This is a genomic window from Nonlabens sp. MB-3u-79 (genome assembly GCF_002831625.1).
GTDB lineage: Bacteria > Bacteroidota > Bacteroidia > Flavobacteriales > Flavobacteriaceae > Nonlabens.
Genome location: NZ_CP025116.1, coordinates 2,682,157 through 2,706,708, shown reverse-complemented (window position 1 = coordinate 2,706,708; position 24,552 = coordinate 2,682,157). Strand labels below are relative to the sequence as shown.

General features: G+C 34.4%; 20 protein-coding genes. 2 read left to right on the top strand and 18 right to left on the bottom strand.

Features of this window, described 5'->3' with window-relative positions; genetic code table 11:
* Nucleotides 1-476: 476 nt before the first annotated feature.
* From CW736_RS12010 to CW736_RS11985, 6 genes are all read right to left on the bottom strand, one after another.
* On the bottom strand, nucleotides 477-1,805 hold the full coding sequence (locus CW736_RS12010; RefSeq protein WP_101014399.1) for a M20 family metallopeptidase: 1,329 nt from the start codon (nucleotides 1,803-1,805) through the stop codon (nucleotides 477-479).
* Between the two features lie 210 nt (nucleotides 1,806-2,015).
* On the bottom strand, nucleotides 2,016-2,891 hold the full coding sequence (locus CW736_RS12005; protein WP_101014396.1) for an aldose 1-epimerase family protein: 876 nt from the start codon (nucleotides 2,889-2,891) through the stop codon (nucleotides 2,016-2,018).
* A 131-nt stretch (nucleotides 2,892-3,022) separates the two neighbouring features.
* The gene (locus tag CW736_RS12000) at nucleotides 3,023-3,268 is read right to left on the bottom strand and encodes a hypothetical protein (protein ID WP_101014394.1); all 246 of its coding nucleotides are present in this window, start codon (nucleotides 3,266-3,268) and stop codon (nucleotides 3,023-3,025) included.
* A 145-nt stretch (nucleotides 3,269-3,413) separates the two neighbouring features.
* Nucleotides 3,414-3,839: a DNA-binding protein gene (locus CW736_RS14330; RefSeq protein WP_101014391.1), complete on the bottom strand. Its 426-nt coding sequence runs from the start codon at nucleotides 3,837-3,839 to the stop codon at nucleotides 3,414-3,416.
* Between the two features lie 678 nt (nucleotides 3,840-4,517).
* Entirely contained in the window at nucleotides 4,518-5,159 is a 642-nt protein-coding gene (locus CW736_RS11990) for a DUF2306 domain-containing protein (RefSeq protein ID WP_101014389.1), read from the bottom strand.
* Between the two features lie 40 nt (nucleotides 5,160-5,199).
* Complete coding sequence (locus tag CW736_RS11985; protein WP_101014386.1) at nucleotides 5,200-6,462, bottom strand: glycosyl hydrolase family 18 protein; 1,263 nt, start codon at nucleotides 6,460-6,462, stop codon at nucleotides 5,200-5,202.
* Nucleotides 6,463-7,300: 838 nt separating this feature from the next.
* Between CW736_RS11985 and CW736_RS11980 the strand changes: the two genes are divergently transcribed.
* Together CW736_RS11980 and CW736_RS11975 are read left to right on the top strand one after the other, a co-directional pair.
* Complete coding sequence (locus tag CW736_RS11980) at nucleotides 7,301-8,143, top strand: metallophosphoesterase (RefSeq protein WP_101014384.1); 843 nt, start codon at nucleotides 7,301-7,303, stop codon at nucleotides 8,141-8,143.
* Nucleotides 8,144-9,802: 1,659 nt separating this feature from the next.
* The gene (locus CW736_RS11975) at nucleotides 9,803-11,071 is read left to right on the top strand and encodes an ice-binding family protein (RefSeq protein WP_101014381.1); all 1,269 of its coding nucleotides are present in this window, start codon (nucleotides 9,803-9,805) and stop codon (nucleotides 11,069-11,071) included.
* Between the two features lie 92 nt (nucleotides 11,072-11,163).
* On the opposite strand, the gene CW736_RS11970 is transcribed toward CW736_RS11975, so the two are convergent.
* The 12 genes from CW736_RS11970 to CW736_RS11910 all read right to left on the bottom strand — a co-directional run bounded on the left by CW736_RS11970 (nucleotide 11,164) and on the right by CW736_RS11910 (nucleotide 24,078).
* Complete coding sequence (locus CW736_RS11970; protein ID WP_101014379.1) at nucleotides 11,164-12,537, bottom strand: dihydroorotase; 1,374 nt, start codon at nucleotides 12,535-12,537, stop codon at nucleotides 11,164-11,166.
* A 517-nt stretch (nucleotides 12,538-13,054) separates the two neighbouring features.
* Complete coding sequence (locus CW736_RS11965; protein ID WP_101014376.1) at nucleotides 13,055-13,477, bottom strand: hypothetical protein; 423 nt, start codon at nucleotides 13,475-13,477, stop codon at nucleotides 13,055-13,057.
* A 652-nt stretch (nucleotides 13,478-14,129) separates the two neighbouring features.
* Entirely contained in the window at nucleotides 14,130-14,813 is a 684-nt protein-coding gene (locus CW736_RS11960; protein WP_101014374.1) for an RluA family pseudouridine synthase, read from the bottom strand.
* 475 nt (nucleotides 14,814-15,288) lie between these two features.
* Nucleotides 15,289-16,266, bottom strand: a complete 978-nt coding sequence (locus CW736_RS11955; RefSeq protein ID WP_157810956.1) for an alpha/beta hydrolase — start codon at nucleotides 16,264-16,266, stop codon at nucleotides 15,289-15,291.
* A gap of 124 nt (nucleotides 16,267-16,390) precedes the next feature.
* Complete coding sequence (locus CW736_RS11950) at nucleotides 16,391-17,689, bottom strand: serine hydrolase domain-containing protein (RefSeq protein ID WP_101014369.1); 1,299 nt, start codon at nucleotides 17,687-17,689, stop codon at nucleotides 16,391-16,393.
* A gap of 614 nt (nucleotides 17,690-18,303) precedes the next feature.
* Nucleotides 18,304-19,137 (bottom strand): DUF6503 family protein, encoded by an 834-nt coding sequence (locus CW736_RS11945; protein ID WP_101014367.1) that lies wholly within the window; start codon nucleotides 19,135-19,137, stop codon nucleotides 18,304-18,306.
* A 156-nt stretch (nucleotides 19,138-19,293) separates the two neighbouring features.
* Nucleotides 19,294-19,851: a carboxymuconolactone decarboxylase family protein gene (locus CW736_RS11940; RefSeq protein WP_101014364.1), complete on the bottom strand. Its 558-nt coding sequence runs from the start codon at nucleotides 19,849-19,851 to the stop codon at nucleotides 19,294-19,296.
* Nucleotides 19,852-19,920: 69 nt separating this feature from the next.
* The gene (locus CW736_RS11935) at nucleotides 19,921-20,484 is read right to left on the bottom strand and encodes a TetR/AcrR family transcriptional regulator (protein ID WP_101014362.1); all 564 of its coding nucleotides are present in this window, start codon (nucleotides 20,482-20,484) and stop codon (nucleotides 19,921-19,923) included.
* A 692-nt stretch (nucleotides 20,485-21,176) separates the two neighbouring features.
* Nucleotides 21,177-21,551, bottom strand: coding sequence for a hypothetical protein (locus CW736_RS11925; protein WP_101014357.1), 375 nt, complete (start codon nucleotides 21,549-21,551; stop codon nucleotides 21,177-21,179).
* Nucleotides 21,552-21,877: 326 nt separating this feature from the next.
* Nucleotides 21,878-22,294, bottom strand: a complete 417-nt coding sequence (locus CW736_RS11920) for a hypothetical protein (RefSeq protein WP_157810955.1) — start codon at nucleotides 22,292-22,294, stop codon at nucleotides 21,878-21,880.
* A 33-nt stretch (nucleotides 22,295-22,327) separates the two neighbouring features.
* Complete coding sequence (locus CW736_RS11915; RefSeq protein ID WP_101014353.1) at nucleotides 22,328-22,567, bottom strand: hypothetical protein; 240 nt, start codon at nucleotides 22,565-22,567, stop codon at nucleotides 22,328-22,330.
* Nucleotides 22,568-22,908: 341 nt separating this feature from the next.
* Complete coding sequence (locus CW736_RS11910; RefSeq protein WP_101014350.1) at nucleotides 22,909-24,078, bottom strand: DUF1624 domain-containing protein; 1,170 nt, start codon at nucleotides 24,076-24,078, stop codon at nucleotides 22,909-22,911.
* Nucleotides 24,079-24,552: the final 474 nt, after the last annotated feature.

Genomic DNA, 24,552 nt, shown 5'->3' with positions numbered 1-24,552 from the left:
CGAGTAAGTCACATCCATTAGTATCGCCTGCTCTTGCACCACAACCCTTCTTTCTTAATTTCTTCAAATCTCTATAAAGCCTTTGTATTTTCTTTACGGTTTACCGTAACCAAGTGTAAATAGCCTGCTATTTTTTAGATCAATGCTTGTGTTAGGGGGGTATGGATACAGAGCTTGTTCCCAAAAGCCTAGGTGTTCCAGACTTATATGCATTTATAAAAGTCTTTTGAAAAACCTCTAGTCATTGAAAAACAGGCCTCGTTAAAAGGAACTGTTTTAAAGGAATGGCAATACTGGTGATAAGGTATAGTTGTGCAGCCATGCTGCGGTAAATGGAAGGCAGCTCATTCAAGATCAAAAACTTTTGCTTTTATATAATCCAAAAAGCTATGAATTGATTTTTTAGTCCAATCGAAAGCCGTGGGTATTTCAATAAGTCCTATTTTTATATTTAGTCTATTGTATTCAACTTGGTGTTAGCGGTCGGGTGTTGTGCTAGGAGTGGGCATAGAGCTGTAGTTAACTTCCTTTTGTGCTCTTTCAAAAAGCAATGATGAAAAAGCGCTGACGCCAACTCGTATACATTCTTCATCCACGCCAAAATTAGGGGCATGGTTCATAGCATGAATTCCTTTTTCAATGTTGGAGCCACCCAATAAGAAATAAACTCCAGGAGTGTGTTGTTGGAAGTAATAGAAGTCGTCATTAAAATAGGGAATCTGACCATAAGCCTTCACAACAGTGTCAGTTCCATAAATCTCATTAAGCGTCTGTACGGCTTGTGTCGTTAGAGCTTCCTCGTTTAAAACGGTTGGGTTTTCTTGAATATAGGAAGCAGAAATGAATTTTTCTTTATGTATAGAATTACTAATGATAGCTTCGATTTTTGGTACTATATGTTCTAAGTTTGATGGATCCGTTTCATACAGATAGGCCCTTAAGTACAGCTGCTGCTCATCAGACTCGACCACAACATTTTCTTCTAAAAAAAGGTAATCTTTAAAAATAGTATTGGGGTTGTTCAAACCGCTAGTAGCATCAAAAGCCATTGGAATTTCCCAAGGGTTTCCTCCGGTCTTTTTTCGTAGCATTTGACTTCTTATTTGGGCATAAAGAGTTGCTGCATCTTTTTTTTCCAAGGTATTGTCAAAGGTCAATTGTATTCTTTTTTGATAGGCATAGATTTCATTGGGTTTGACCATTATTTGAGCTACCGGCAAGGCCGTTACATGTAAGGCATATACCTCATCCAGGTTTATTTTGGAGAAAAGGCTGCTTTGGACTATGTTTTTTGCACCTACAAAAGTTTCCTCTTCTGGTTGAAATATAAAATAGATCGTTCCTTGAACGGCCTCTTTATTTTTAGCTAATACAGTTGCTATACCAAGTCCAATGGCCATATGAACATCGTGACCGCAGCCGTGTTGTACTCCTGCAACTTTAGAACTATACGCTACCTCATCAGGAAAATTATTGGGCAGCGCATCCATATCTGCTCTCCAAGCTATACTCTTTCCTTCTTTTCCGCCTTTTAAGACGCCTACGACCGCATTACCTGAAAAATTTGTGGTCACTTCTAATCCTATATTTGATAAATAATCGGCAATGATTTTAGAAGTCCTTTTTTCATTTCCGGCCAATTCGGGATGTTGGTGAAAATCTCTTCTTATTTGAACTAAACGATCAAAAATTTCATCGGTGTCTTGTTTTATTTTTTGATGAATGGTTTTTTTATCTGAGGGCTTGCAAGAAGTAAACAGGCTACCTAACAAAACGCATAACACAAAGATCTTTATAAATTTCATAGGTCTGTTTTTGTTGGTGTGTGAGTAATGAGGTGTTGAACTAACTAAAGTAACAAATTTAGTCTTGATACCCGCAGTTAGAAAACCTGAGCAGTTCCATTAATACTTTCGGGGCTTATAAATAGGTTGGTATTCCGTTAGAGACAATTTAAGTAGGATGTACCTGCTTATTTTTCCAAGCTTTTTTACTTTCTTATTCTAAAGTAGGGCTTACTCGATTTCGGTCTCTATCCCAATGGAAAATGTAGTACCGGGTGCAATAGTGGTATAGGTTGGCTTTTGTGTGATGTCTAGAGATTCTTCTTCCAGGTCAGGAAGTCCCAGCCATGGTTCTATACATACATAATCGGCTGCAGGTTTGGACCATAAGGCAAGATGCGGATACCCCTTAAACCTTACGATGATTCCTTTTTTATCTTTCTTTTTACGCAGTCGCACCCAGTCGCAATCCAAGTGAGCAAATATCAAGGCGTCTTTATCAAATAGGGACTCTGACAGTGGAAGAACCCCTGCGGCACTCGCAATGTCACGTTGGTGAAGCGATAGCAATCCAGAAGCGCCCAAGGTACTTGAAGTAAGCTGGAGTGGGGTAGGAAACTCGATCACATAGTCCGATAGTTTGGTCTTATCATTTAAAGGGCAGGCATATGCCGTATGTCCACCGCAAGCAAAGGACATGGGAACCTTATCTCTGTTTTCAATGGTATAGGTCATTAGCAATCTGTTGTCAATAAGCGTATACACTACGGAGAACGAAAACTGGAACGGATATTGTCGGAGGGTTTCTGGCGAACTCTCCAGAGTGAAAGCACACTTAGAACTGCTGTATTTTTGAAAGCTAAGCGACTTGTTGTTTCTAATAATACCGTGCTTAGGCATGGTGTAGTCTTTGCCATTATAAATCACTTTATCCTCCTTAATTTTTCCTATGGCTGGAAACAATACGGGGGAGCTGCTTCCCCATACAGACGGGTTGATTTGCCAAATGTACTCCTCGCCAGTAGCTTTATTCTTTAAAGATCGTATCTCGGCACCATCAGACGCTATGGTGCACATGAGCTTTTCGTTTTCTATAAGGTGTAGCATAGGTGTCGCGATGATAAGCCATAAATTTAGTGAACTTCAGGCTAATGGAAAAAGAGCAACTGTTTTTAAGGAGTAGGCCATAGGAACTAATAGGGTACAGACCTCAAATATGATGGGATACCTTCTTCTTTTTATTTGGAGTTGGACATTCCTTGTTTACAGGCAAAGGATTCAAATAAAAAGTTGATACCTGTCATGATCAGAATTAGGGACAGGGTTCCCGCGGCAATCCATTGCCATGGTTCAGCTTGGCTGTGTTTTAAAAAACCGCTTTCTACTAAAGCAGATAGGCCTATACCCAACAGAGCTGTGCCTATACCTCCATACCACCAATAGCGTTTTTGTAACTGTTCTTTAGTGTAACACTTCTTTTTCATTATGGATTTCTTTTAATATGAGAATGCATAAAACCAGCTCAAAAACTGGTTTTATGCATCTAGAAGCACAGACTCCTAGAGGTATGAAATTTAAGAAGAAAAGACGTGTTGTAAAGTCTGATGTTAAGCTGCTGGGCCGGCCTCTTTAGTTTTTATCTAGCAATTCTATGCTCTCTGCTGTAATAACAATAAGCTTTAGCTTGTAGAGACTTCCTAGGGCTTTCTTATAGGACTTTTTACTCATGTTAAAGTGAAAACGTATCGTGTCTGGGGAGCTTTTATCGGTCACTGAAATACTTCCTTCTGGACTTTCTTTTAATTTTTCCAATACTTTTTCTACGTTAGCATCAATCACGTTTAGAAAGCCTTGTGGTCGGAGGGAAACATCTATTTTACCATCTTCTCTTATGTATTTCACATAACCAGTAACTTCCATGTCCTCTTCTAATTCTGTAAAAACCTCGTTTTTATAAAGCAATCCTTCGATCTCTTCCTCTATTAAAACAATATATCCCAGCGGTGTTTCTCTTTCAATGATTAAGTGTACTTGATCTCCTATTTGTAAATCCATTTGGGTATATATTTAGTTTTTTTAAGAGGCTATTATTTTTTACTCGATGTAAAAAGGTTTTAAAACGTATCGGCTTTGCAAAAGTGCACAAAGCATAGCTTTGAACAACCACTTGGCCTATTTTTTTATAACACAGATGTAAAAATAGCTTGTTGGCTATTTATAAGACACACAAAAAGCTAAAAGATATGCATAGGACCCAAATTACCACACCTAAGTTATTCATTGGAATTCCTATATACTAGCTGTGCTGCGAAATAGGTTGCTTTTATTTCGCTTTCGCGAAAGCGAAACAAGCCTAAGAATCAACAACAAAATTTACCAATAGGGAACCTAGTTGTTCAAATAATGTTTTCATTCCACCCAATTCACACCATTTTTTAACGCCCATTTTCTTATTATCAAATTTTCCAATCAAGGTAGTTTGGAGGATTAAAGACTTTTCTTCTGAGTTGAATCCTTTTAATAAATTCTTAGTGGAATTACTGGAAACAAAAAAGAAAACCTATAAAAAACTAAAAGAGGATTCTTAACAAAATAAGGAGGTTGCATTGCTTCTGAGCTTGTTGTATAAGCACAGTTGTATGTTGCAAATGCTTAAAATAGTATATAACCCAATAGAAGATATACGAGTTGTTTTTGTAGACAAGCTTGCACAACCATTAATTATTGGAGCTATTAGCGATTGGTAGGAGAGCTGCTTTTTTTAATATTTTTTAATGTAGGAATCCAAATGATACCTATTTCACCACAAATTATGGGTACAAATGAAAAGAAATATTCATTTACGGTCCTGCTGAATGTCGGGTCTTCTATTTGTCCAAATAAAAAGTCCAATGGAATAATCCCACCGATTCTTACAGCGACAAATGAGAGTATACAAATGTAACTTCTAAGCATAAATTGTTGATGTGCTTTAATGTTTCTATTTTTCACACACCACCAAGCCGAAAAAGTAGTAAAGAGCACTAAAACAGCTAAAATAAAGAGGGAAACTCTACAGGTTACGCAAGAACTTATTAGTGATAGCCGTACAGCCGATAAACCTGTGATAAAAGCCCCAATGATGTAAATTTTTCCTGTTAGTTTGTGGAAGTTTATATATTTATTTCTCATCCATTTAGAGAATTGTATTGGACCAGTTAGTAGCGCCAATGTTCCTCCTATTAAATGAGAACTCACCCAAATGGGGTTGTTACTATAACTGTCACTTCTATATCCAGTAAAATAAGCGCCAACATTTTCAATTAAAAAATAGAGGGATAAGCTTATAACTATTGTCCAGGAAATGATGAATACTAATCGTTCTATTATTTTCATATTCTTATTTTTTAATTTTGGTCGCTTGTAGTTTATAGGTTTATTTGTTGTTATACAAAGTGGTGTCTTGTTTTTCTGATTCTTCTGAAAATTTTTCAGCTAAAAGATCCCATAGATCAGAATAACCATTATCATATCCTAAAGCCCAAATCCCAACACCTCCTAATTTATTCTTTTTTATCCAATCGTATTTAATCGAAAGGGACCTTTTGTCCTCAAAATAGAGCTGACGATAAGCGTTATCACCATCATTTAAAATTAAATAGGAGGAAGCACTTATGGAGTCAAACTTGACTGGAGTTTGCAAGGAGTCTATATAGAATTCTCTAATGTTCTTATAGGGTGGGTGGTCTATAAATTTTGAAATCTTTGCACCTGGTGTTTCTTTTTCAGTAACCCATTGAGCACCATAATAAGGAAGCCCTACAATTAGTTTATCCAGATGCACCCCTTGATTTTCATAATATTGAATGGAGTTTTTTAAGCCATTACCATATGATGAACTGGTATTAAAAGGGGTCACTGGTCCAGTAGTTTTACTAAAACCCCCGTAATAATCATACCCCATTAAGGTGTAAAAATCTACATGGGGATCTATAGCTTTTATATCAAAAACATCGTTCCAATCATCTGCATAAAGGCATAGAGAGATCATGTAGTCGGGGTTGACTTTCTTTAGTTTTTTTGAAATTTCAACTATAAATTTTGTAAAACTTTTTTTATCTTTTTTATATACACCTTCAAAGTCAATATTGATACCATTTGCCGATCTTAAAGCCAATAAATTGGAAAGACTATCTAGGAGTGTTTTTTGAGCTTTAGGGTTGTTGAGAAATACTGTGTTATTGTCTTTTCCAAAATTAGAAACAGAAAGAAATACCTTGCATTGAGATGCCTGGGCACTATCAATCATGGCGGTAGTTTTCCATTGATGTATACTTTTGTAATTTCCAGTTTCTGGTTGGATGTTGTAAGAAAAATAAGAAAGTCCCCATAACATAGAAAAATTGTAATTTTTCCAGGAAGAACCATTGGAATAAATGTGCCACCCAAAGGTGCGTATATCTGAGTGTAGCTTTGCTTTTTTAAAAGCTACTTTTTCTAAAGAAATAGAATTCAGACTATCCCATTGGTGCTCTGTATGGAAATCAAAACCTTCAAACTTTTGTTCGTGCAAATGGCGTTGACTCATCAAGTCGCTGTTGTCTAATTCCTGTTTTTTGTTTTTCTGTTGATCTGTTTTATCATTTTTGCATCCTATTAATAATAGGAATGAAAAAATCATCAGTAAGAATATTTTCATATAGTTTTTTTATAAGCTTAGGTGTAGGAGGTGAACGCTTGGTTCAATTTCTAATTCAGCTTTTACAAACCTAACATAAAATCTGAGAGTCTTCTTAAAAACAGGTTTTTACTAGTCGTTCCTTATGTGCGCTGTTAACGAGTGGGAGGAGAGTGACTTTTTTAATGTAAAAGGCCCAATAGCTAAAGGTGCAGGAGAGTATCGTAAGAATGATGCTATTAGAATATTTGAAATGGCTCTTGTATAAATAAGCAATTATCAAGCTATGGCCTATACAGACTTTTGGGAAGGCTGCTTAATTGCTGACAACTAAAATAAACAGCTAGTTATTACAGCATTCTTTGGAAAGTGTTACAAATTTAAAGGAGTAATCACGGACATATTTTGGGACATAGTATGTTTATTACCCCATGTTATCGATAAAACATCATAAAAAAATCGTTAAAAATGAATGTAAAAAAATATAAAACATAAATGTAAAGGCTTCATTTGATGGTATGTGAATGCTCAATACGTGACAAGCGTAATTTTACAGATCTGTACATTATAATTAAATTATTAATGTTTATTAATTATTTGTGATTATAATAATTATAATTTTTTTTATGAAATATGTATAAGATAACATCAAAAAGCATAATTTATTCATTCGAATAGCACGAGCTGATTACTTGAATTGCGGTTTAAAACTTATATTCTTTCACGCCATACAATCATTCTATTTCTTTTGAAATAGAATTTTTTAATCAAGTCATATTCAGCTTGGAATCAAGTTACAACCACTATTGAGGCGTTATATTTTACTTTAAACACCAATACAGTGTTGTAGCCAATTAGAATGAACAGACGAAAATTCATAAAACGCACATTTTTGGGAACAGTCGGAATTGGATTTCTGACTGGACTTTATACTCGGCAAATTGAGCCTTTTTGGTTGGAATTTGTGAAAGGTAAAATGCCAATTGCTAATCTACCAGATAATCTGATTGGAAAAAGACTTATGCAAATTAATGATATACATATAGGAAATAGATTTGACTATAATTATATAATTGATTCATTTAGGAAAGCACAAAAATTCAACCCTGATTTTGTTGTTTATACGGGAGATTATGTAAACTATGAAAACGAAAAGCAATTTGAACAATTAGATGAAGTACTGAAATACACAGTTAAAGGGAAAATTGGAACTGTTGGAATACTTGGTAATCACGATTATGGGGAAAATTGGGCTGAACAAAATGTAGCGGATAAAATTCCGGAGCAATTGACAAATGCAGGAATTGAAGTACTTAAAAATGACCAAGTTAATATTTCGGGTATGAATATAATTGGATTTGATGATTATTGGGCATTGAATTTTGCACCTGAAAAGGTGATGAACAACTATGACCAAAATAAAGCTAATTTGCTGTTATGTCACAACCCTGATGTTTGTGATCTAGACGTTTGGAATGGATATAAAGGTTGGATTCTATTTGGACATAGACATGAAGGCCTATGCAAACCACCATTTTTAAATGCACCAATGTTACTTGTTAAAAATAAGAGATATTCACAAGGAGAAATTGATTTGAATGACGGCAGAACCTTATATGTTAATCGAGCAGTTGGACATTTGTGGCAAGTTAGATTTAACGTCAGACCTGAAATCACAATTTTTGAACTTGAAAAAGCATAAAAATAACTGACTACAACAATGGCTATAATTAATACGGGGTTTGGTGCTTAATCCAAAGTGCAGAGCTTTTAACCAAGTCCGCCAAATCTTTTGATTTGGCTTTAAAAATGAAAAGTAAAACAAAACAAAAAGTTTTGGCTAAGTACTTATTCGGAAATTAATTACTTTTAATTCCCGTACTAACCATAGCCGAGACGCGTTTTACCCCATTTTGGACTGTCCTGAATAAAGGCTATATAATATGTGCAAAAATGACAGAGTGATTAGGCGTTACAGCGAACCTTTTCAATCCTAGGCTTAAAGAACGGAACTGAATATTCAAACATATACTTATGGAGCGAAACTCTTAAGCAATGATGTATTACCGTTCTTGCTCATTCTCCTTTTTATTCAACTCAGTAAAAGTTAAATATTAATATACTTTCGGTGTGTAAGTTAAGATGACGTCAAATTTTCTATCGAAAACCACTCATATTAACATGTTTAGGAACTAACCGAGATCAAATTCAGTAAAATCCTCTGAAAATCAAAAAATCGAGTCATTTACTTATTATCAAAAGAGAAATTAAAACATTTTTTTTTTAGATGTAAGAACAGCTTCATCGAAAGATAATTGTTTCTCACCTCTTGGTTTAATCCATTGAGCGAAAACGGAAACTATTTTAAAACAATTAAAAGTAGCTTTATATATTATTAATAAAGAATATTATGAAAACAAAATTTAAATTATTCGTATAATCTTTTTATTGATTTTAGTATCAAGTTGTGAGAAAGAGACGGACATAGGCATAGATAACGAATTAACCAATGATGTTCTTGAAAAAGCTTAGGTTCAAGAGGTCGTCGCTGGGTTCAATTTCTAATCCGGCTGTTACCAACTTAACATAAAATCTGAGAGTCTTCTTAACAACATGTTTTTACTAGTCGTTCCTTATGTGCGCTGTTAACGACTGGGAGGAGAGTGACTTTTTTTAGTGTAAGAGTTCCAATAGCTAAAGGTGCAGAAGAGAATCGTAAGAATGATGCTTTTAGTAAGCCTCGTATGGATCTGGTGCATATAAGCAATTACCATTCTATGGCTTATATAAACTTTTGGCAAGACTGCTTTCTTGTTGAACAACATAAAAACAGCTAGTTATTACAGCATTCTTTTGAATGTGTTACAAAATTAACGGAGTAATCATTGATATATTTTGGGCCATAGTACGTTTATTATTCCGTTTTATCGATAAAAAGCTATAAAAAAACGTTAAAGTGGAATAAAAAAAACCTTTATCATATGTGTAAACCGTTGATTTGATGGAGCATGAATGCTCAATAAGTAACAAAATTATATTTGATATATTTATAGATTAAATAGAATTCGTTAATGTTTTATTAATTAATTGTTTATTCATTATTAATAAAAAGTTATTTTTATCAAACATGTTTAAGAGTACATTAAAAATCATAATTTATTCATTCGAATAGCACGAGCTGATTACTTGAGTTACGGTTTAAACTTATATTCTTTCACGCCATACAATTAATCTATTTCTTTTGAAATAGTACTTTTTTAGTCAAGTCATATTCGGCTTGAAATCTGGTTACAGCGACTATTGAGGCGTTATTTTTTATTTTAAACACCAATACAGTGTTAACCCTGTTAAAAAAAAACTCATGAAAATCAATTTAAAAAGTTTTTTACTTTCGTTTATTTTATTGACATCGATCACTATAAGTGCCCAAGTGGGTGTTGGTACTTCACAACCTGATTCCTCTTCTATTTTGGATATTTATTCTGAGAGTAAAGGATTTCTAATGCCTCGATTATCAACAGCACAAAGAGATGCTATGGTACTTCCGGCAACTGGCTTAATGATTTATAATTCTACATTGAATGATGGTCAATTAAATATAGGAACACCAGCTGACCCAAAATGGGCAGGTATAAAAGAGCCAGAGAAGACTCCGGTTGATACTGTTACAGAGAGTGCAGATACAAGTACCTCATCTACCTCTGAATTACTAGTGGAAGGAATGACTTTGTCACCTCTCGAAGGAAGTTATATAGTTTTATTTAATGCTCAGATGTCTAACAATGTAACATTTAGTTCAACTCAAGGTGTTAGTGATTTAACAAATGTATTTGACGAATTAATGGCAAGCCCGGGCGCTGTCTCTCATGCGCTAACTTTCGGTAACGGAGAGGTTTTGGCACCAGGAGTCTATGATGTTGCCGGAGCAGCATCCATCGCAGGAATACTTATTATGGATGGGGGAGGAGACCCAAATTCGATTTTTATAATCAGAGCTTCTGGTGCATTTACTACTGTAGCAGGAGCCACTGTAGTGTTGACAGGAAATGCGCAATCCGAAAATATATTCTGGGTGTCTGATGCAGCCATGTCCACTGCGGCTAACACAACAATGAAAGGTACTATGCTTGGCGGCGGAAATGGTGCTGGTGCAGTATCATTAGGCATAAATTCGAACCTTGAAGGAAGGATGTTTACAAAGTTAGGAGCAGTAAGCCTAGCTGCAGGTGTAAATCTTACCACTCTAACAGGAAATGCTCCTGTAAATTTAGGAGTCCTTTCCACATTTGCGATGTGGAGCTCTTCAGGGGCGGTTTCTGATGTAGCAACTGCTACTACCATAGGAGATGTAGGCACTGCATCTGCAGCTTTAACCATGGTAGGCATACATACTGGTCAAGAATATCCAGCGGGTACAACTAGTAGCGCTGGGATTACAACTTACAGCGTTTATCAAAATGGAGTGGAAGTTGCAAGCTCTAGCAGAACGATCAACTTACAGAGCGCCGTATTATCTCTTCAAGCTAAGGTTAATGTAACAACAGGAGATTCCGTTGAGATATGGTGGAAAGTTAATGGGGGGGAATCAACAATTAACAATAGAACCTTATCATTGATTTGTTCTCAATAGATAAGGGCTAATACAGCAATGGTATCAACACGTTCTCATTTTACAACCCATTAAATGTAGATATGATTCAGAAATAACAAAAAAAAACGGCTTCAATTGGAAGCCGTTTTTTTTGTTGAGTTCCACTTGCCAAATTCAATTTCTTTACCATTTACTTGTTCAAAAAAATCTCCATTATCATAAACCAAATTCCCATTGACAAATGTTTGTTCGATTGCTGACTGAAATGTAGTGCCCTCCAATGGCGACCAAGCGCATTTGTACAGTAAGTTGCTTTTTGATACTGTCCATTGACTGTTCAAATCCACCAAAGTTAAGTCTGCATAATAGCCTTCTCTAATAAAGCCTCTGTTGGTCATACTGTAGAGAATTGCTGGGTTATGACACATTTTTTCTACTATTTTCTCTAAAGAAATTAGACCTTGTTTATAAAACTCTAACATACAATTGAGCGAGTGCTGGACCATTGGTGCTCCTGACATCGATTCAAAGTACGATTGTTCCTTCTCCTTGAGCGTATGAGGTGCGTGATCTGTAGTGATAATATCTATTCTATCATCCAGTAGCGCTTTTAATAAACCTGCTTTGTCTTGTTCTGTTTTTATGGCTGGATTCCACTTTATGAGCATTCCTAATCGGTCATAGTCTTTATCTGAAAACCATAGATGATGTACCGAAACTTCTGTGGTGATTTTTTTCTCTTCTAGCGGAATGTTATTTTGAAACAATTCTGTTTCAGCCTCTGTTGTTAAGTGAAGAATATGTAGTCGAGCATCGTGCTTTTTGGCTAATTCAATCGCTCGTTTTGTCGCTTCATAACAGCCTTTGGTACTTCTTATGATTGGATGAAATTTTGCGGGAATATGATCACCGTATTTTTCTCGAAAAGCCTTTTCGTTTGCTTCTACAATTTCTTCTTTCTCTGAATGAATTGCGATAATTGATTTGCAATTGGCAAACAACTTTTCCATTTTTGCTGGACTATCAGCCAGTAGATTTCCTTTTTTGGTAAAATATAGGCCATCATCAGAAACACCAATAAATTGGCTTGTATCCATTTTAATTACTTCATCAATATTATCTCCGTTTACACCAAGGAAGAAAGAATAGTTTGCTAAAGATTTTTTGGAAGCAATCTCATATTTTTCTCGTAAGTCCTCAACGGTCAAAATATTAGGAACTGTATTTGGCATATCAATAAAAGAAGTCACTCCACCTGCTATAGCAGCTTTGCTTTCGGTATATAAATCACCTTTGTGTGTAAGGCCGGGGTCTCTAAAATGGACTTGTCCGTCAATAATTCCTGGGAATAGGTGTTTGCCTGTGCCGTCAATCACTTTATAATCCGGTTTGATCTCGATGTTTCCGATTTGCTGAATAAGTTCGTTTGATAGTAGCACATCGGCAACAAATGATTTTCCTTCATTTACAATTGTGGAATTCTTAATTAAAATTTCTTGTTTCATTGTTCTTTTTTCTATTACTGATGTTCTATCGTTGACACTAAGGGAAGGTGCAGGAGGCCTTGGGCATTTTTGGGTGCTTAACTGTCAAACCGTTTAAAACTTCATTTAATGTAAGGCACTTTAAATTTATATTAGTCGCCCAATGAGCTATACACTTTGTTAGCGGTAGTGTTTTTATTTTTTCAAAGGTTCCCAGACCGTTAAGGTCTCAACCGTCTGATGAAACAATACAAGGACCATCTAAACTATTTGTTCCATTAATGCAGTGAGGTGCACCTGAACTGTTGAAGGTGAAATGATAACCAGAAAAATCACTTGTCTCGCCAATAGCAGTATCTATATATTTTGTTATACGCCTAGTTCCAGGGGAGTGCCATTTTAGATCGTTTCTTGTTGCATATTGCTCTGATGATCATTAGCGTCATCAGTACTGCAAGCTGTGATTGAAAAACAAATCAATAAGGTGAACAAAAGGAAATAAATCAATTTTCACAACAGTTTTTTAATAGATGTGTGTTTAATTCCCTTCACTTAAAGTAAAGCTTCCGTCTCCGTTAAAATTGGAAACATTAATAGTTACCGTCCACATTCCTGTTGCTCCAGATGATGTTACTCCAGAAAAACTGTCTGGTTCAACACTAGCATTTATTAATCTATCTAAAACAGTAGTGCCTTGTGAATCTTTAACGATCATTTGGAAAAGACCAGAAGTTGAAGCTGTAATATCGGCATTGTAGTCTGCTGTTGTTAGGTCGTTTTGCCAATTGAAGGTTTCGGATGTAGTACCTCCGTTACCGGTAAAATCTCCTCCAATATCTCCATCGATACCTTCAGTTAAAGTCACATTTGCAGTCAAATCGTCATCATTATTACAACTTGAAAAGAGGGCAGTGGTTATGATGATTGATAAAATAAAAATTGGAAGTTTAAAGTTTTTCATAAAACATATATTTTCAACGCAAAGTCAGAAAATATTTGCATTAATTTTTATTTATATGTTTTATACTATGTATTAGTAAAGTTTATGTTTTAAACAAAAACATCGATTAGTTGCTTTTTTAGGATAGTACCGATAACCTGTTTAGTTGGGGTTAAAAACTAGTTATAGTTTTCGCTAGTGCTAAAGTGGATTGAATCAGGTGGATTTACGTTTTAAAGATTTAATAGCAATTAATAATACCTGCAGCTATTTTTTATATAAATCAGTTTTATGAATAGATATAAATGAATTTTTGGAATTGATACAAGTAAAGAGGTCTTTGATGTGAAGGATAGTTGCACAGCTTATCATCAGTACAAAAACCAGACACCTTGTTTACTCGTTTTCGCGAAAGCGAGTCACAAAAAAAAATAACAAAGCTCACCAAGACCAATTAAAAGGGGGTATATCAAAACAACCTAGCTGAACATCGTTAAAGTTAGACTCACCTGCTATAGCCCTGTCTCTTATGAGCGCAGCGAGAGGAAGACATAACTAAGGATCATCATCAGGAATTCCTTAGAAATAAAACAGGCTATTAAAGAATTGAAAAAGGGGTTTTCATAGCATAGCTTGTCAAGAGCAGTCCTTTTTTCTGATTATTAGAAGCTTCTCAGTGATTGGATAAATCAATGAGCTGATTCTTCCAAAAAGCGTTTTTAGGCAAAGCTGCTTCGAAGGTTTTGAATTCTTTAGAATCAGAAACTTGAACCGTTAATTTCCATGCGTGTAGGCAAATAGATAGCGGGAAGTATTCTTGATCTGAGCCATATTTTTCATCTCCAATAATAGGGAGCCCTATATGTGCTAATTGGGCTCTTATTTGATGGAATCGACCCGTTTTGGGTTGTATTTCTAAAAGATAACCAACATCATTTTTACCTATAACTTGATAGGAAAGATTACATTCCATAGCCTCTTTTGATTTGGACTGGACGATTTCGGCTCTTTTTTCTAGGTTGTTTTTTACAAGAAAATTAATAAGAGTTTCTTTGTTTTTGAGTGGCTTGTTTTTAACGATTGCCAAATAAGTTTTTTGAACTTTACGGCTGCTAAATAGATCATTAAACTCTACAAGAATGCTTTTTTTCTTGGCAAAAATCAATACGCCACTGGTCACACGATCTAATCTATGTATAACCCCAACATAAGGCTTTGGTTTCCTTTTTAATAGGTGTTCGAGCACTTGAGTTTCTACAGTGCAATCTTCGAAAGGACTTTTTTCACTTATCAGCCCAGCCATTTTGTTGACGACTATATAATCGTTGTTTTCATTTATTATTTCTAAGTTGGGCATGAGCACTTTTCTTTTTTAAATTTCAAAACAGCATTCATAGGTTCCATTTATAAGCAATGACAACTAACCTGTTGGTATATGATTTTGTTGCGTGTTTAAGCACCTAATTTAGCGAATACAAACTTAATCGAATATCCGCCTGGATTTTTAGAAGTAGGAGGGAACTAGTAATTAGTTGTACATGTCTTAAGTTTGATTTTCATTTAATTAGGATATCAACTAGAAAGAACAAAAGAGAGATTAAGCTGAGTATACGGGTAAAGCCTGGACTAATTCCACCTCTCTCTTACGCTCCGAAACAGGTTCAATTCTGTAAGACTGATAGTTCTGCTTTTCTCGCTTTCGCGAAAGCGATACCAAAAAAAATCTCTGGAAACCAACAAGTGAATCTATGCGCCTAGAATAATAAGGTCTTTAAATGATGAATAAAAGAGGGATATTTCAACCTTAATTCTTTGTGGCCAGTAGGGGTTGTTTATTCAACAGTTATTTCTTGTTCCAATGTAATAAACTCAAAAGCTAAATCAGATAAACTTTTTCCATTTACAGTTGCTCCCCAAGCGCTATGTCCAAAGCCCTGTAGCGGGTAAAATTCATAATTCACTCCAGTTGCTTGATACTTACTTTCAAGTGTTTCTGCAGCACTAAAATCGACCACATTATCATTTGTGCCGTGCGCAATAAGGATTGGTGCATCATTGGAGTCAAATCTTTGTATTCCAGATATAAGCTCTAAATACTGAATATGTGCATCCCCACCCCAAAAATCAATTATAGTTTGAACTTTTACAGGTTGAATTATATTAGTTGTTGATAAGGTAGGGTCATCAGTTATGGATATCTCACTTGTATAATCGGCAGCATCTGATACACCTAATGAAACACTTAAAAACGCACCAGCAGAACCGCCACCTACTGTGATAAAATCGGTATCTATATTGTAATTTTCTGAGTGAGCATACAACCAACGAATAGCTGCTTTTACATCTCTGTTGGCAGGATAGACTTTCAAAACATCATCATTTGAGGTACTTAGTTTCCAAGATGCTGGAACTGTTCCCTTATCGTTTTTAAGGCGATAATCTAAAGAAAACACTACCCATCCTCTTGAGGCAAAGTAATTTGCCATAGCAACCATATTAGGATCTGTACGCGAGCCAAAGTCCAAACCTCCTCCGTGAATTAAAACGAAAGCAGGTCTCTTTAATAACGAGTTTTCTGGGATATAAGCATCCAGTTTTAAAGGAATTACAGTAGTAGTAGAGCTATTCCAATCATCGTGTTTTAGTGCTTCGGCATATGTAATGTTTTCGACTAAATTAATATTATAAGTTGAATCAACTTTTACAATGACTTTTTCTTCATGATTAGTTGGAGGAGTTATTGATTCGTCATTTTTGTCACAAGCTGTAAGTAAAAACACAAATCCTAAAACCGTTAAGCTTATTCTCATTATTTCGTAATTTATATTTTGTTGGACCTTATTCTTCATGAAAGGTTTAATCAATTACTGGCAAGGTGTTTTCTATAGGAGTTGTTTTAATGGCTTATACATTTTGTTGTAGATCGTTCCTCAATTAATCATCTATAGATTGTCCTACCAATATTGGAAATTTCCAACCCGTTTGATCTGAATTGATATTTTGTGTTTGCTTTAAAATGACACCTATAATCTGTTCTTTTGGATCTACAAAATACTGTGTATTAAAATAGCCACCCCAACTAAAAGAACCAACACTACCGCTACCACCAGAATCTTCTCCCTTTTGATTTTGAATCATAAAAGCCAATCCATAGTGGGCTCCAGCATCTTCACCCCATAGATCACTTATATGATTGGCCATGATAATATCAACGGTAGTTCGGCTTAATAATCGCACACCATTTAATTCCCCTTTATTAAGATACATTTGTAAAAACTTGGCGTAATCAAGAGCTGTACTGCTCAGACCAGCACCTCCAGAAAAAAATTGCTTTTCTCCCTTAATCGGATATTGAGGGTCGTAAAAAGTAATAGGGTAGTTGATCCATTGATCCTCTTTTTTTGTTTGAATAGACACTAATCTATCGGCTTTGGATTGAGGTAAATAAAACCACGTATCATTCATTTCTAATGGGTCAAAAATGTGTTTGCGCAGGAAAATATCTAAAGGCACCCCAGAGACAATTTCGATAAAATACCCAAGTACATCATAACTTTCTGAGTATGTAAAGGCATCGCCAGGATTGTGATGTAGCGGTAGCTTTGCCAGTTCTTTTATGTTATCGCCAATGGTGATTTTCTCTGTTGTAAATAAATCTACGATTCCCGCTTCGTTATAAATTTTTTTAATTCGTTCGTCAGCATCAATCATCCCATAACCTATACCAGATGTGTGAGTTAATAAATGTCGAATGGTGATTTCGTTTTTTGCTGGAGTTGTTAAATACGTACCATTAGACAATAGGGAATCAAGTATTCTAGGCTTTTTGAATTCTGGGATGTATTTAGAAATGGGGTCATCAAGTCTAAATTTACCTTCTTCCCATAGCATCATAACGGCCGTTGCAGTAATGGCTTTTGATTGTGAAGCCACACGAAAGATGTCATCTTTATGAAGCTTCTTTTTAGTAGTAGCGTTTGATGTTCCAAAGGCTTTGTGATAGACTATTTTACCATTTCTAGAAACTAGAGCAACTACTCCGGGAAGATGTCCTTCCTGAATAGCTTCTAAACACATGGAATCAATTCTAGCTAACCTTTCGCTCGAAAGGCCTACGTCTGAAGCTTTTCCTTCAAGAAGGCTTGGTGATTGTTGGTTCGATATTGTTTGCGCTTGTGTTAAAATGCAAGTCAACACTAGGAACAAAAACAGAAAGTTTTTGATTGTTTTCATAAGGTTTTATTAAATGATCTAAGGCAGGTATCAGTTCTGATTTCGTTGTGGAATCATTCACAGAATTCTTTGCGCTGAAGCTGAAAGATAGGAAAACTGCGATTGAATGATAGCCGTTGTTGGTATTAGTTATTTATTTATTATCCTTCTCTTTACCCAATGAAGTTCAGGATGATTTGAGATGCATAAGAATAGATAAAATCGGTTACCAGAGTGTTTTTTCGGGATTAAAAGCATCGAGCGCGCACCTACTGGTAAACAGAATAGCGATAAGAGTTACCACTCCAACCGCTATTACTTATAAACTTCTTAAAGTTTGCATTTTAATAAAAAGATTAATTTAAGACAATAAATCAGACAGAACAAAAGAGAGATTAAGCTTAATATAAACGGTGAGGCCTGGACTATAAAAACATTGATAGCCACCTCTCTTTTATGATCTCAAACAGGTTCAATTCTGTGAGACTGTTAGTTCTGGTTTTCTCGCTTTCGCGAAAGCGATACCAAAAAACTCACTGGAAACCAACAAGTGAATCTATGCGCCTAGAATAATATGGTCTTCAATTAATGAATAAAAGAGTGGTGTTTCAATCTTAGTTCTTTGTGGTACTCCGTTATTTTACAAATTCTTCTTTTTTTAAATCAGTATCAAATCTGATAGCAGACCACTCAACTATTACCCAAGATGCATCAGTGACTTCAGCTTCCCAAGTGGATTTTTTGTACTTGCGTTTACTAGGTATTAAAAAACCATCTACTTCTTCATAATCCATTTGCATGAGCAGCGGTTCTTCAATAACGCCAAAATCTGCTACAGTAAATAAAAATTGATCTACTATTCCTGTTTCTTTATTGATGTATAGTTGATAAATGTCAGTAGGTTTATCATTTTTAGATTCGAAAGAAACTTTTACCACATCAAAGTTTTTGTTACCCATTTCTTTTTTTCCCAAATATTCATACTTCAAACCTGGATCTAATAATTTTTGAAACATAGTAAACCAATAAAAGTTGGTAGGTCTGTTAAACATGACTCTTTTTAAGGCTGTAGTGTCATTAACTATAGCTCCATTTAATTTTAACCAATAAGACTCGCCATCATATCCTTGTTCTATAGTTCCTTGTAATTGAGGTAAAGTACGCTGATGTTGTTTGTATTCTCCATAAGATAATTCTCCATCAAAAATGTATTTTTCTATTGAGATATCAGCCTGACCATTTGGGGTGGTGTAAGTATAGGTGTATACCACATCTTTTTTAGACCTTAGTTTTTGATAATCACCTACCTTTTCTACCATATTATAAACTAATTCATGTCCTTCATTTTGAAAATTGATGGTATTTTTTTTATGAACAGTTACCTTTTTGACTTCCTTATTTGAACTGTTTTTGCAACTTACTATGAGGAACAAAAAGCTGAATAGTATGGTAAATGGTTTTAAATTCATTTTATAAATTTAAGTTGTGATTGTAGATTTGAAGTGCTTTCCTGCATTATTACACGTTTATCTGCAGGAATAAAATTAGCACTGTTATTTACTCTTACTGATGATTAGTCAGAAAGATTCATTTTTCCGTGTTTTTGATTAGGGCTCTTCATCGTTTTAGGCGTTTTGTGGCTTCCATGCAAATTTTTGAAATGCTTCGTCCACAGGCGTATTAGCTATATGATTGGTATAGTTACTGATCACTTTTTGAGATAGACCTAAAATGATGTCCAAGACTTGTCTTTCTCCATAACCTTTTTCATAGAATGCGGTTAAATCTTCTTGTGTTACATGCCCGCGATTACGTGTCACCTTTAGAGTAAAATCGTGTAATATTTGTAGTTTTTCAGTTGGCATAGGGGTGCTATTTCTTAAAGCTTCCGTTAATTCAGGATCCACCTTCATCATATGAGCTATCCCTGTATGGGCGGGTACACAGTAATGACATTCGTGCTCTACATTAATGGTTTGCCATACTACTGTAAGCTCTTCGGGATCAAAGGACGAATTTTCAAATAGGCCATGTAATGTTTTGTAAGCCTCTAATGCTCCAGGCGAGGTCGCTAAAACAGCATGCAAACCTGGTAGCATTCCAAATGCTTTTACAGATTGATCGAGTTGTGCTTTGCTATCTTCTGGTGCTGATTCAATGGTGTGAACTTTTAACTTTGTCATAATTTTATTGTTTTATCTATTAGTAATAATTAACTAAACAATCGTTTAGTTATGTTGTAAAAAAAAGTTTTACAGATTTTCAAATGTTATTTCAATATAGTCTTCTATTTCTTTTGTGCTATTGACTTTTGATGCGGCAGCCAAACCGTGCTTTGCTAATAGTAAGTAATTAGCTTGCTTTAAAACAGTTTCTTCATCCTTATTGGTATCCATTTTTAGTTTATCAATGATCAATTCCTTTAGACCTGTCATGAACAAATTCATTTGATCATTAATCATTTCATCATTTCTTTCTGAAAACTCATTATAAGTATTTGTAAGCAGACAGCCTTTTTCATTTCCGTTTTCACTACAAATAGTAACTGAATTATAGAAAAAGTCTTTAATATCTTGAAGGCCATTATTCGAATTTTTAAATTCTTCGAAAATTGAATTTACTTTTCTTTTGTAGCTTTTTAAACATTCTAGAAATAGACCATGTTTGTTTCCAAAACTGGAGTATATGGAAAACTTATTAATGCCCATTTCTTTTTCAAGCATTTGCATGGATGTATTTTTGTAGCCATTACGCCAAAACAAATGCATTGCCTTGTTTATAACTTCCTCTTCTGAATATTGTTTTGTTCTAGCCATTATTTGTAACAATCAAACAAATCTAACCAATCGTTTAGAAATAAAAAAAACTTTTTAAATATATTTATGCTTTGTTGAACAAAAGTTCTGGTTATGTTGCTTTGGTCTAATTGAGTAAACCCTTATTGTATATGGTTTGTTGTGTATCTTATGGACCTAATGTATTCTAAAAATAGAATTATGATAATAAAAAATAGGTACTCCATACTAAGTATGTTATCTCCATTTATAGGAATAATGCTCATCTATATAGGTGTTGCGGATAATTATTTTACGGGGCCTATATCCCTTTTAATTGGTGTTATTCTTGGGTTTTCTTTCGCTTTGGTGTCTCTGTATAAAAAAGAGAAAAAGGCACTATCATTTATTGCTATTGTTATTAATATGTTGATAATTGTGTTCGGCCCGGATCGGTTTTTTTAAAGTTTTATCATTGTCTAATTTCGGATAAAATTTATAATAGAAATGATTCTTTTTACGGTCCACTATTTCCATCGCTTATATAAATGTCACTGGTATTGTGTAAACATTTTCAAGGACAAGTCAAATTTGGCGCTAACTGTTTTTATAAGGTTGGGCGCGTGGTATAATCACGCCTTTTAGCAAATGCAAACCGAATAGAAAACCTTTAATTATTTAAGTAAATAAATAATAAACAAGCAGTTAATTATAAAGGGTGTTGGTAAATGTTGCTATTTTTGTTTTTCCAATTCAAAGTTCAAAATAACTCCTGGCATTCCTTCAACAGTGGCAGTACAGATGGCTTTTTGCCCTTCTATTTTTAGTATTTCAACGTTGACTTTTTTTCCTTTCACATCTGGAGTGCCATTTAAATAATTCAATTCAAAATGGCATTCTGACTTCCACTCAATTGTAGCTTCCAAAGTTTCATAACCATCAGCTGTTTCTTTTTGACTCTTTTCAGATCGGTTTACAATTGTGGTGGGCATTTTATAGTTGGTAGACTCTCCTATAAATGTGCCTATTTTAAAATCAACACATGATAAATTTTGGGATTTTACACAACTCGAAATCAATACAAACGCAAAAAGGAATAGTACTCTCATATTTTCTGTTTAGTTTATTTTGCAACGACTGTTAACGCTTGGCATAAATACAGTAGCTGATTCAAATGCACTCTCATTTAAGATAGCAAGATACTTAATTGAACACAGAACGATTTGAGTTTACACCCAAATTGCTTTTGGGTTTAGTATCCATATAAAAGAAGCCTGTAGCGTATCTTTAATATCCATATAAACAACTGTATTAAGAGAGGAAGATGTGCCTACGATTTAAGTTTCCTGTAGCCTTATTTCATTAAAAGCTATAATGCTAAAAGCCTCCCTGTTTGACCAGAAAGGCTATTGTTTTAAAATCGCCTTTATTTTGTTTATTTGAATCTTGTAATTAGTTTTCTCGTAAAACTCCTATGAAGGGTTTCTTCTGATATTTCCTTATAAAATAAAGAGTAAGCAGTTTTTTCAATGTCGTTTTTTGTGTCAAATTCATAAGCTTGTGATAAATCAGCATAGGTTTTAAAAAACCAGACATTGTCACCGTCTGAACCGTGAACAATATCGCCCATGCCCATATAACCATCTAGTGAAATTGTTTTCAGCAGTTTTTTAAAAGCATTTGTAAAATTAGTTGCTTCTTTAACTGTATAAGTCCATGACTGAAATATGGTGGGCTCTGGCAAACCGTCTTTTATATTTCTATAGAATGTATTGATACCAGCAATAGCGTGTTCGCTCTCAACATTTTTAAACAATTCGGCAGAATATAAATCCAAATCAGGACCCGACAAAGATTCTTTAAATTCAGCTAATGATGTTGACGATTAAGACGAGAAGCTTATTAAGTGAGTTGCCTTTTCATTAGAGCCTTTATATATCAAAGGAGAAAACTCAGTATCTATGTCCTTAGGAATTTTTATATTTGAGTAGTAATCATTTAGTAAAGAAGTGAATTTCACTGTGTTTTCAGATTTAACTTTATTAAACACATCATACCAGTAACTGTTTTGGGCAAACCCAATAGAACTGATAAATAAAGTAAAAACAAATAATATATTTTTCATATTTTATAAATTTAGCGATATTGTTTTTGTGGTTTTATCTTCTGGAAAAAATTCTAAATTTCGTTCCAAGGCCTTTATAGCATCTTGTTATTGCAAGCCTTCTTTTAGCGCCTTACTCAAACGCATTACATGATACTTTAATCGTATATTTTTGGTTAGTTTCAACTATGGTGTGTTTTTTTCTAATGTTGTTAATGCCATTTTTGCGCACATCCATCGTGTTTGTATATGATTAGTGCCGCGTTTAAGTACCCAATTAGCAAATAATTATCGAATTTTAGTTAAACTTTAAGCCTTGATGTTTTCTACCCCACTTTTATAAATTATGTATTCATTGTGTCTTACAAATAGCTCAGCCACCACTTGTCTTTATTATTGGCTTTATAAATCATATATTTTTTACTTAATGGATAGAGTAGTAGCACAACTCCTACCCAAACTAGATAAACCATAGGAAGAGAGTAACCATAATCACTTAAGCCTTCATCGTTACCCGTTAAAATCATATGGTGCCAATCGCCGCCAATAATTAATAGAATTAGAATTGCCAATAGGTGTAGTATCAAAATATGCAGAAAATAATAAAACAATGGCACGCGACCAAAGACCAAAAAGAAATTAGTCACTTTGTTCTTAGTGTTTTCAAAAAGATATAAAAATAACATTGCAGGTCCCATGGTGATGCAGACATATAACAATGATGGTGGATACTTGGTGACCTTAAAAAAGGATAAAATTGTTTTTGTTGTCGTATTTTGAGTGCTCCACGGATGTAAATCACCATAAAAATTTATGTACCTTAAAATAAAAAAGAGGGCTACTAAACCAATACCTAAACTCAAAAGCCATTTTCTTCTCAGACTTACCTCATATCCTTTTTGATAGAAGGTGCCAAATAAATAACCCAAAGCCATCAAACCAATCCAAGGAATTATTGGATAGTTGAATAAAATTAAATGATCTGGAATCCTTATAGACTCTTTTTGCTTGAGAATGTACCAGAGAATACTCTGAAAACTTTCACCTTTCATTTGAATATTATCTAACAAATTATGCCCAACAATTAATAATATTCCAACGGCTAAAAGAATCTTTTTTTGCAAAAAGATTAAAAAAGACAAGCATATCATACTACAACCAATAGCCCAAATAACTTGAAGGTTTATAAGGGTATAATTAAAATCGAAAAACCATATAAAATTATTGACTACGAGTTCTAGAAAAACCAACCATATTCCTCGCGTGAAAAGGAATTTAAATAATTCAGGTTTTGATTTTTTACTACCATATAAAAAGGCTGAAGTTCCTGCTAAGAACACAAATACTGGCGCACAATAATGAGTGATAAATCGTGTAAAAAACAGAAAAGGTGTTGTGTCTTCCAAATTGGTTGGATCACTAAGAAATGCGTTGTAATAAAAATAACCTCGAGCATGGTCTAATGCCATAAGTACCATGACAACCCCTCTTAAAATGTCAATAGATTCTATTCGGTTAGTTTTAATTGGCATTTTAGCTTTGTTTAAGTTCGTAATTGTTAGGAGTCATCCGCTCTTTTTTAAGGTGAGATAAAATCTAAATTCCGGGCGAATATAGTTACTTATTACGATGTAATAGTATTTCACTTTTACTTTTACCCATTTTCTCTAAAGCACTTGGGTTGATAGGATACTAGAATTAATTGGTAGTTTACTTTTTAAACTATAAGATATCTTAATTTAAAAAACGAAACATTCCAAAATCAGATAAAATAGGTTATGGTGTTATTTGTATTGTTTTACAATTATTTTTCTGCAACGAGTGATCAATTTTAGTAAATAATATGGGGGCGTTTCTTTAAAACAACAGATATAAGACTAAAGGAAGTTTATTTTTTAAGACAACTACCGAGGTGTTTGTCTTTGATTTCGTTGCTTATTCTAGCTTTTAATTTGGAAAACATAAACCGAATAGAAAATCTTAATGGACTTTCTATTTGGCGAGAA

What these genes read in the sequence shown, in the direction of transcription:
- CW736_RS12010 (WP_101014399.1), bottom strand. Translation starts at nt 1,805, where the DNA reads ATGAAATTTATAAAGATCTTTGTGTTATGCGTTTTGTTAGGTAGCCTG.
- CW736_RS12005 (WP_101014396.1), bottom strand. Translation starts at nt 2,891, where the DNA reads ATGCTACACCTTATAGAAAACGAAAAGCTCATGTGCACCATAGCGTCT.
- CW736_RS12000 (WP_101014394.1), bottom strand. Translation starts at nt 3,268, where the DNA reads ATGAAAAAGAAGTGTTACACTAAAGAACAGTTACAAAAACGCTATTGG.
- CW736_RS14330 (WP_101014391.1), bottom strand. Translation starts at nt 3,839, where the DNA reads ATGGATTTACAAATAGGAGATCAAGTACACTTAATCATTGAAAGAGAA.
- CW736_RS11990 (WP_101014389.1), bottom strand. Translation starts at nt 5,159, where the DNA reads ATGAAAATAATAGAACGATTAGTATTCATCATTTCCTGGACAATAGTT.
- CW736_RS11985 (WP_101014386.1), bottom strand. Translation starts at nt 6,462, where the DNA reads ATGAAAATATTCTTACTGATGATTTTTTCATTCCTATTATTAATAGGA.
- CW736_RS11980 (WP_101014384.1), top strand. Translation starts at nt 7,301, where the DNA reads ATGAACAGACGAAAATTCATAAAACGCACATTTTTGGGAACAGTCGGA.
- CW736_RS11975 (WP_101014381.1), top strand. Translation starts at nt 9,803, where the DNA reads ATGAAAATCAATTTAAAAAGTTTTTTACTTTCGTTTATTTTATTGACA.
- CW736_RS11970 (WP_101014379.1), bottom strand. Translation starts at nt 12,537, where the DNA reads ATGAAACAAGAAATTTTAATTAAGAATTCCACAATTGTAAATGAAGGA.
- CW736_RS11965 (WP_101014376.1), bottom strand. Translation starts at nt 13,477, where the DNA reads ATGAAAAACTTTAAACTTCCAATTTTTATTTTATCAATCATCATAACC.
- CW736_RS11960 (WP_101014374.1), bottom strand. Translation starts at nt 14,813, where the DNA reads ATGCCCAACTTAGAAATAATAAATGAAAACAACGATTATATAGTCGTC.
- CW736_RS11955 (WP_157810956.1), bottom strand. Translation starts at nt 16,266, where the DNA reads ATGAGAATAAGCTTAACGGTTTTAGGATTTGTGTTTTTACTTACAGCT.
- CW736_RS11950 (WP_101014369.1), bottom strand. Translation starts at nt 17,689, where the DNA reads ATGAAAACAATCAAAAACTTTCTGTTTTTGTTCCTAGTGTTGACTTGC.
- CW736_RS11945 (WP_101014367.1), bottom strand. Translation starts at nt 19,137, where the DNA reads ATGAATTTAAAACCATTTACCATACTATTCAGCTTTTTGTTCCTCATA.
- CW736_RS11940 (WP_101014364.1), bottom strand. Translation starts at nt 19,851, where the DNA reads ATGACAAAGTTAAAAGTTCACACCATTGAATCAGCACCAGAAGATAGC.
- CW736_RS11935 (WP_101014362.1), bottom strand. Translation starts at nt 20,484, where the DNA reads ATGGCTAGAACAAAACAATATTCAGAAGAGGAAGTTATAAACAAGGCA.
- CW736_RS11925 (WP_101014357.1), bottom strand. Translation starts at nt 21,551, where the DNA reads ATGAGAGTACTATTCCTTTTTGCGTTTGTATTGATTTCGAGTTGTGTA.
- CW736_RS11915 (WP_101014353.1), bottom strand. Translation starts at nt 22,567, where the DNA reads ATGAAAAATATATTATTTGTTTTTACTTTATTTATCAGTTCTATTGGG.
- CW736_RS11910 (WP_101014350.1), bottom strand. Translation starts at nt 24,078, where the DNA reads ATGCCAATTAAAACTAACCGAATAGAATCTATTGACATTTTAAGAGGG.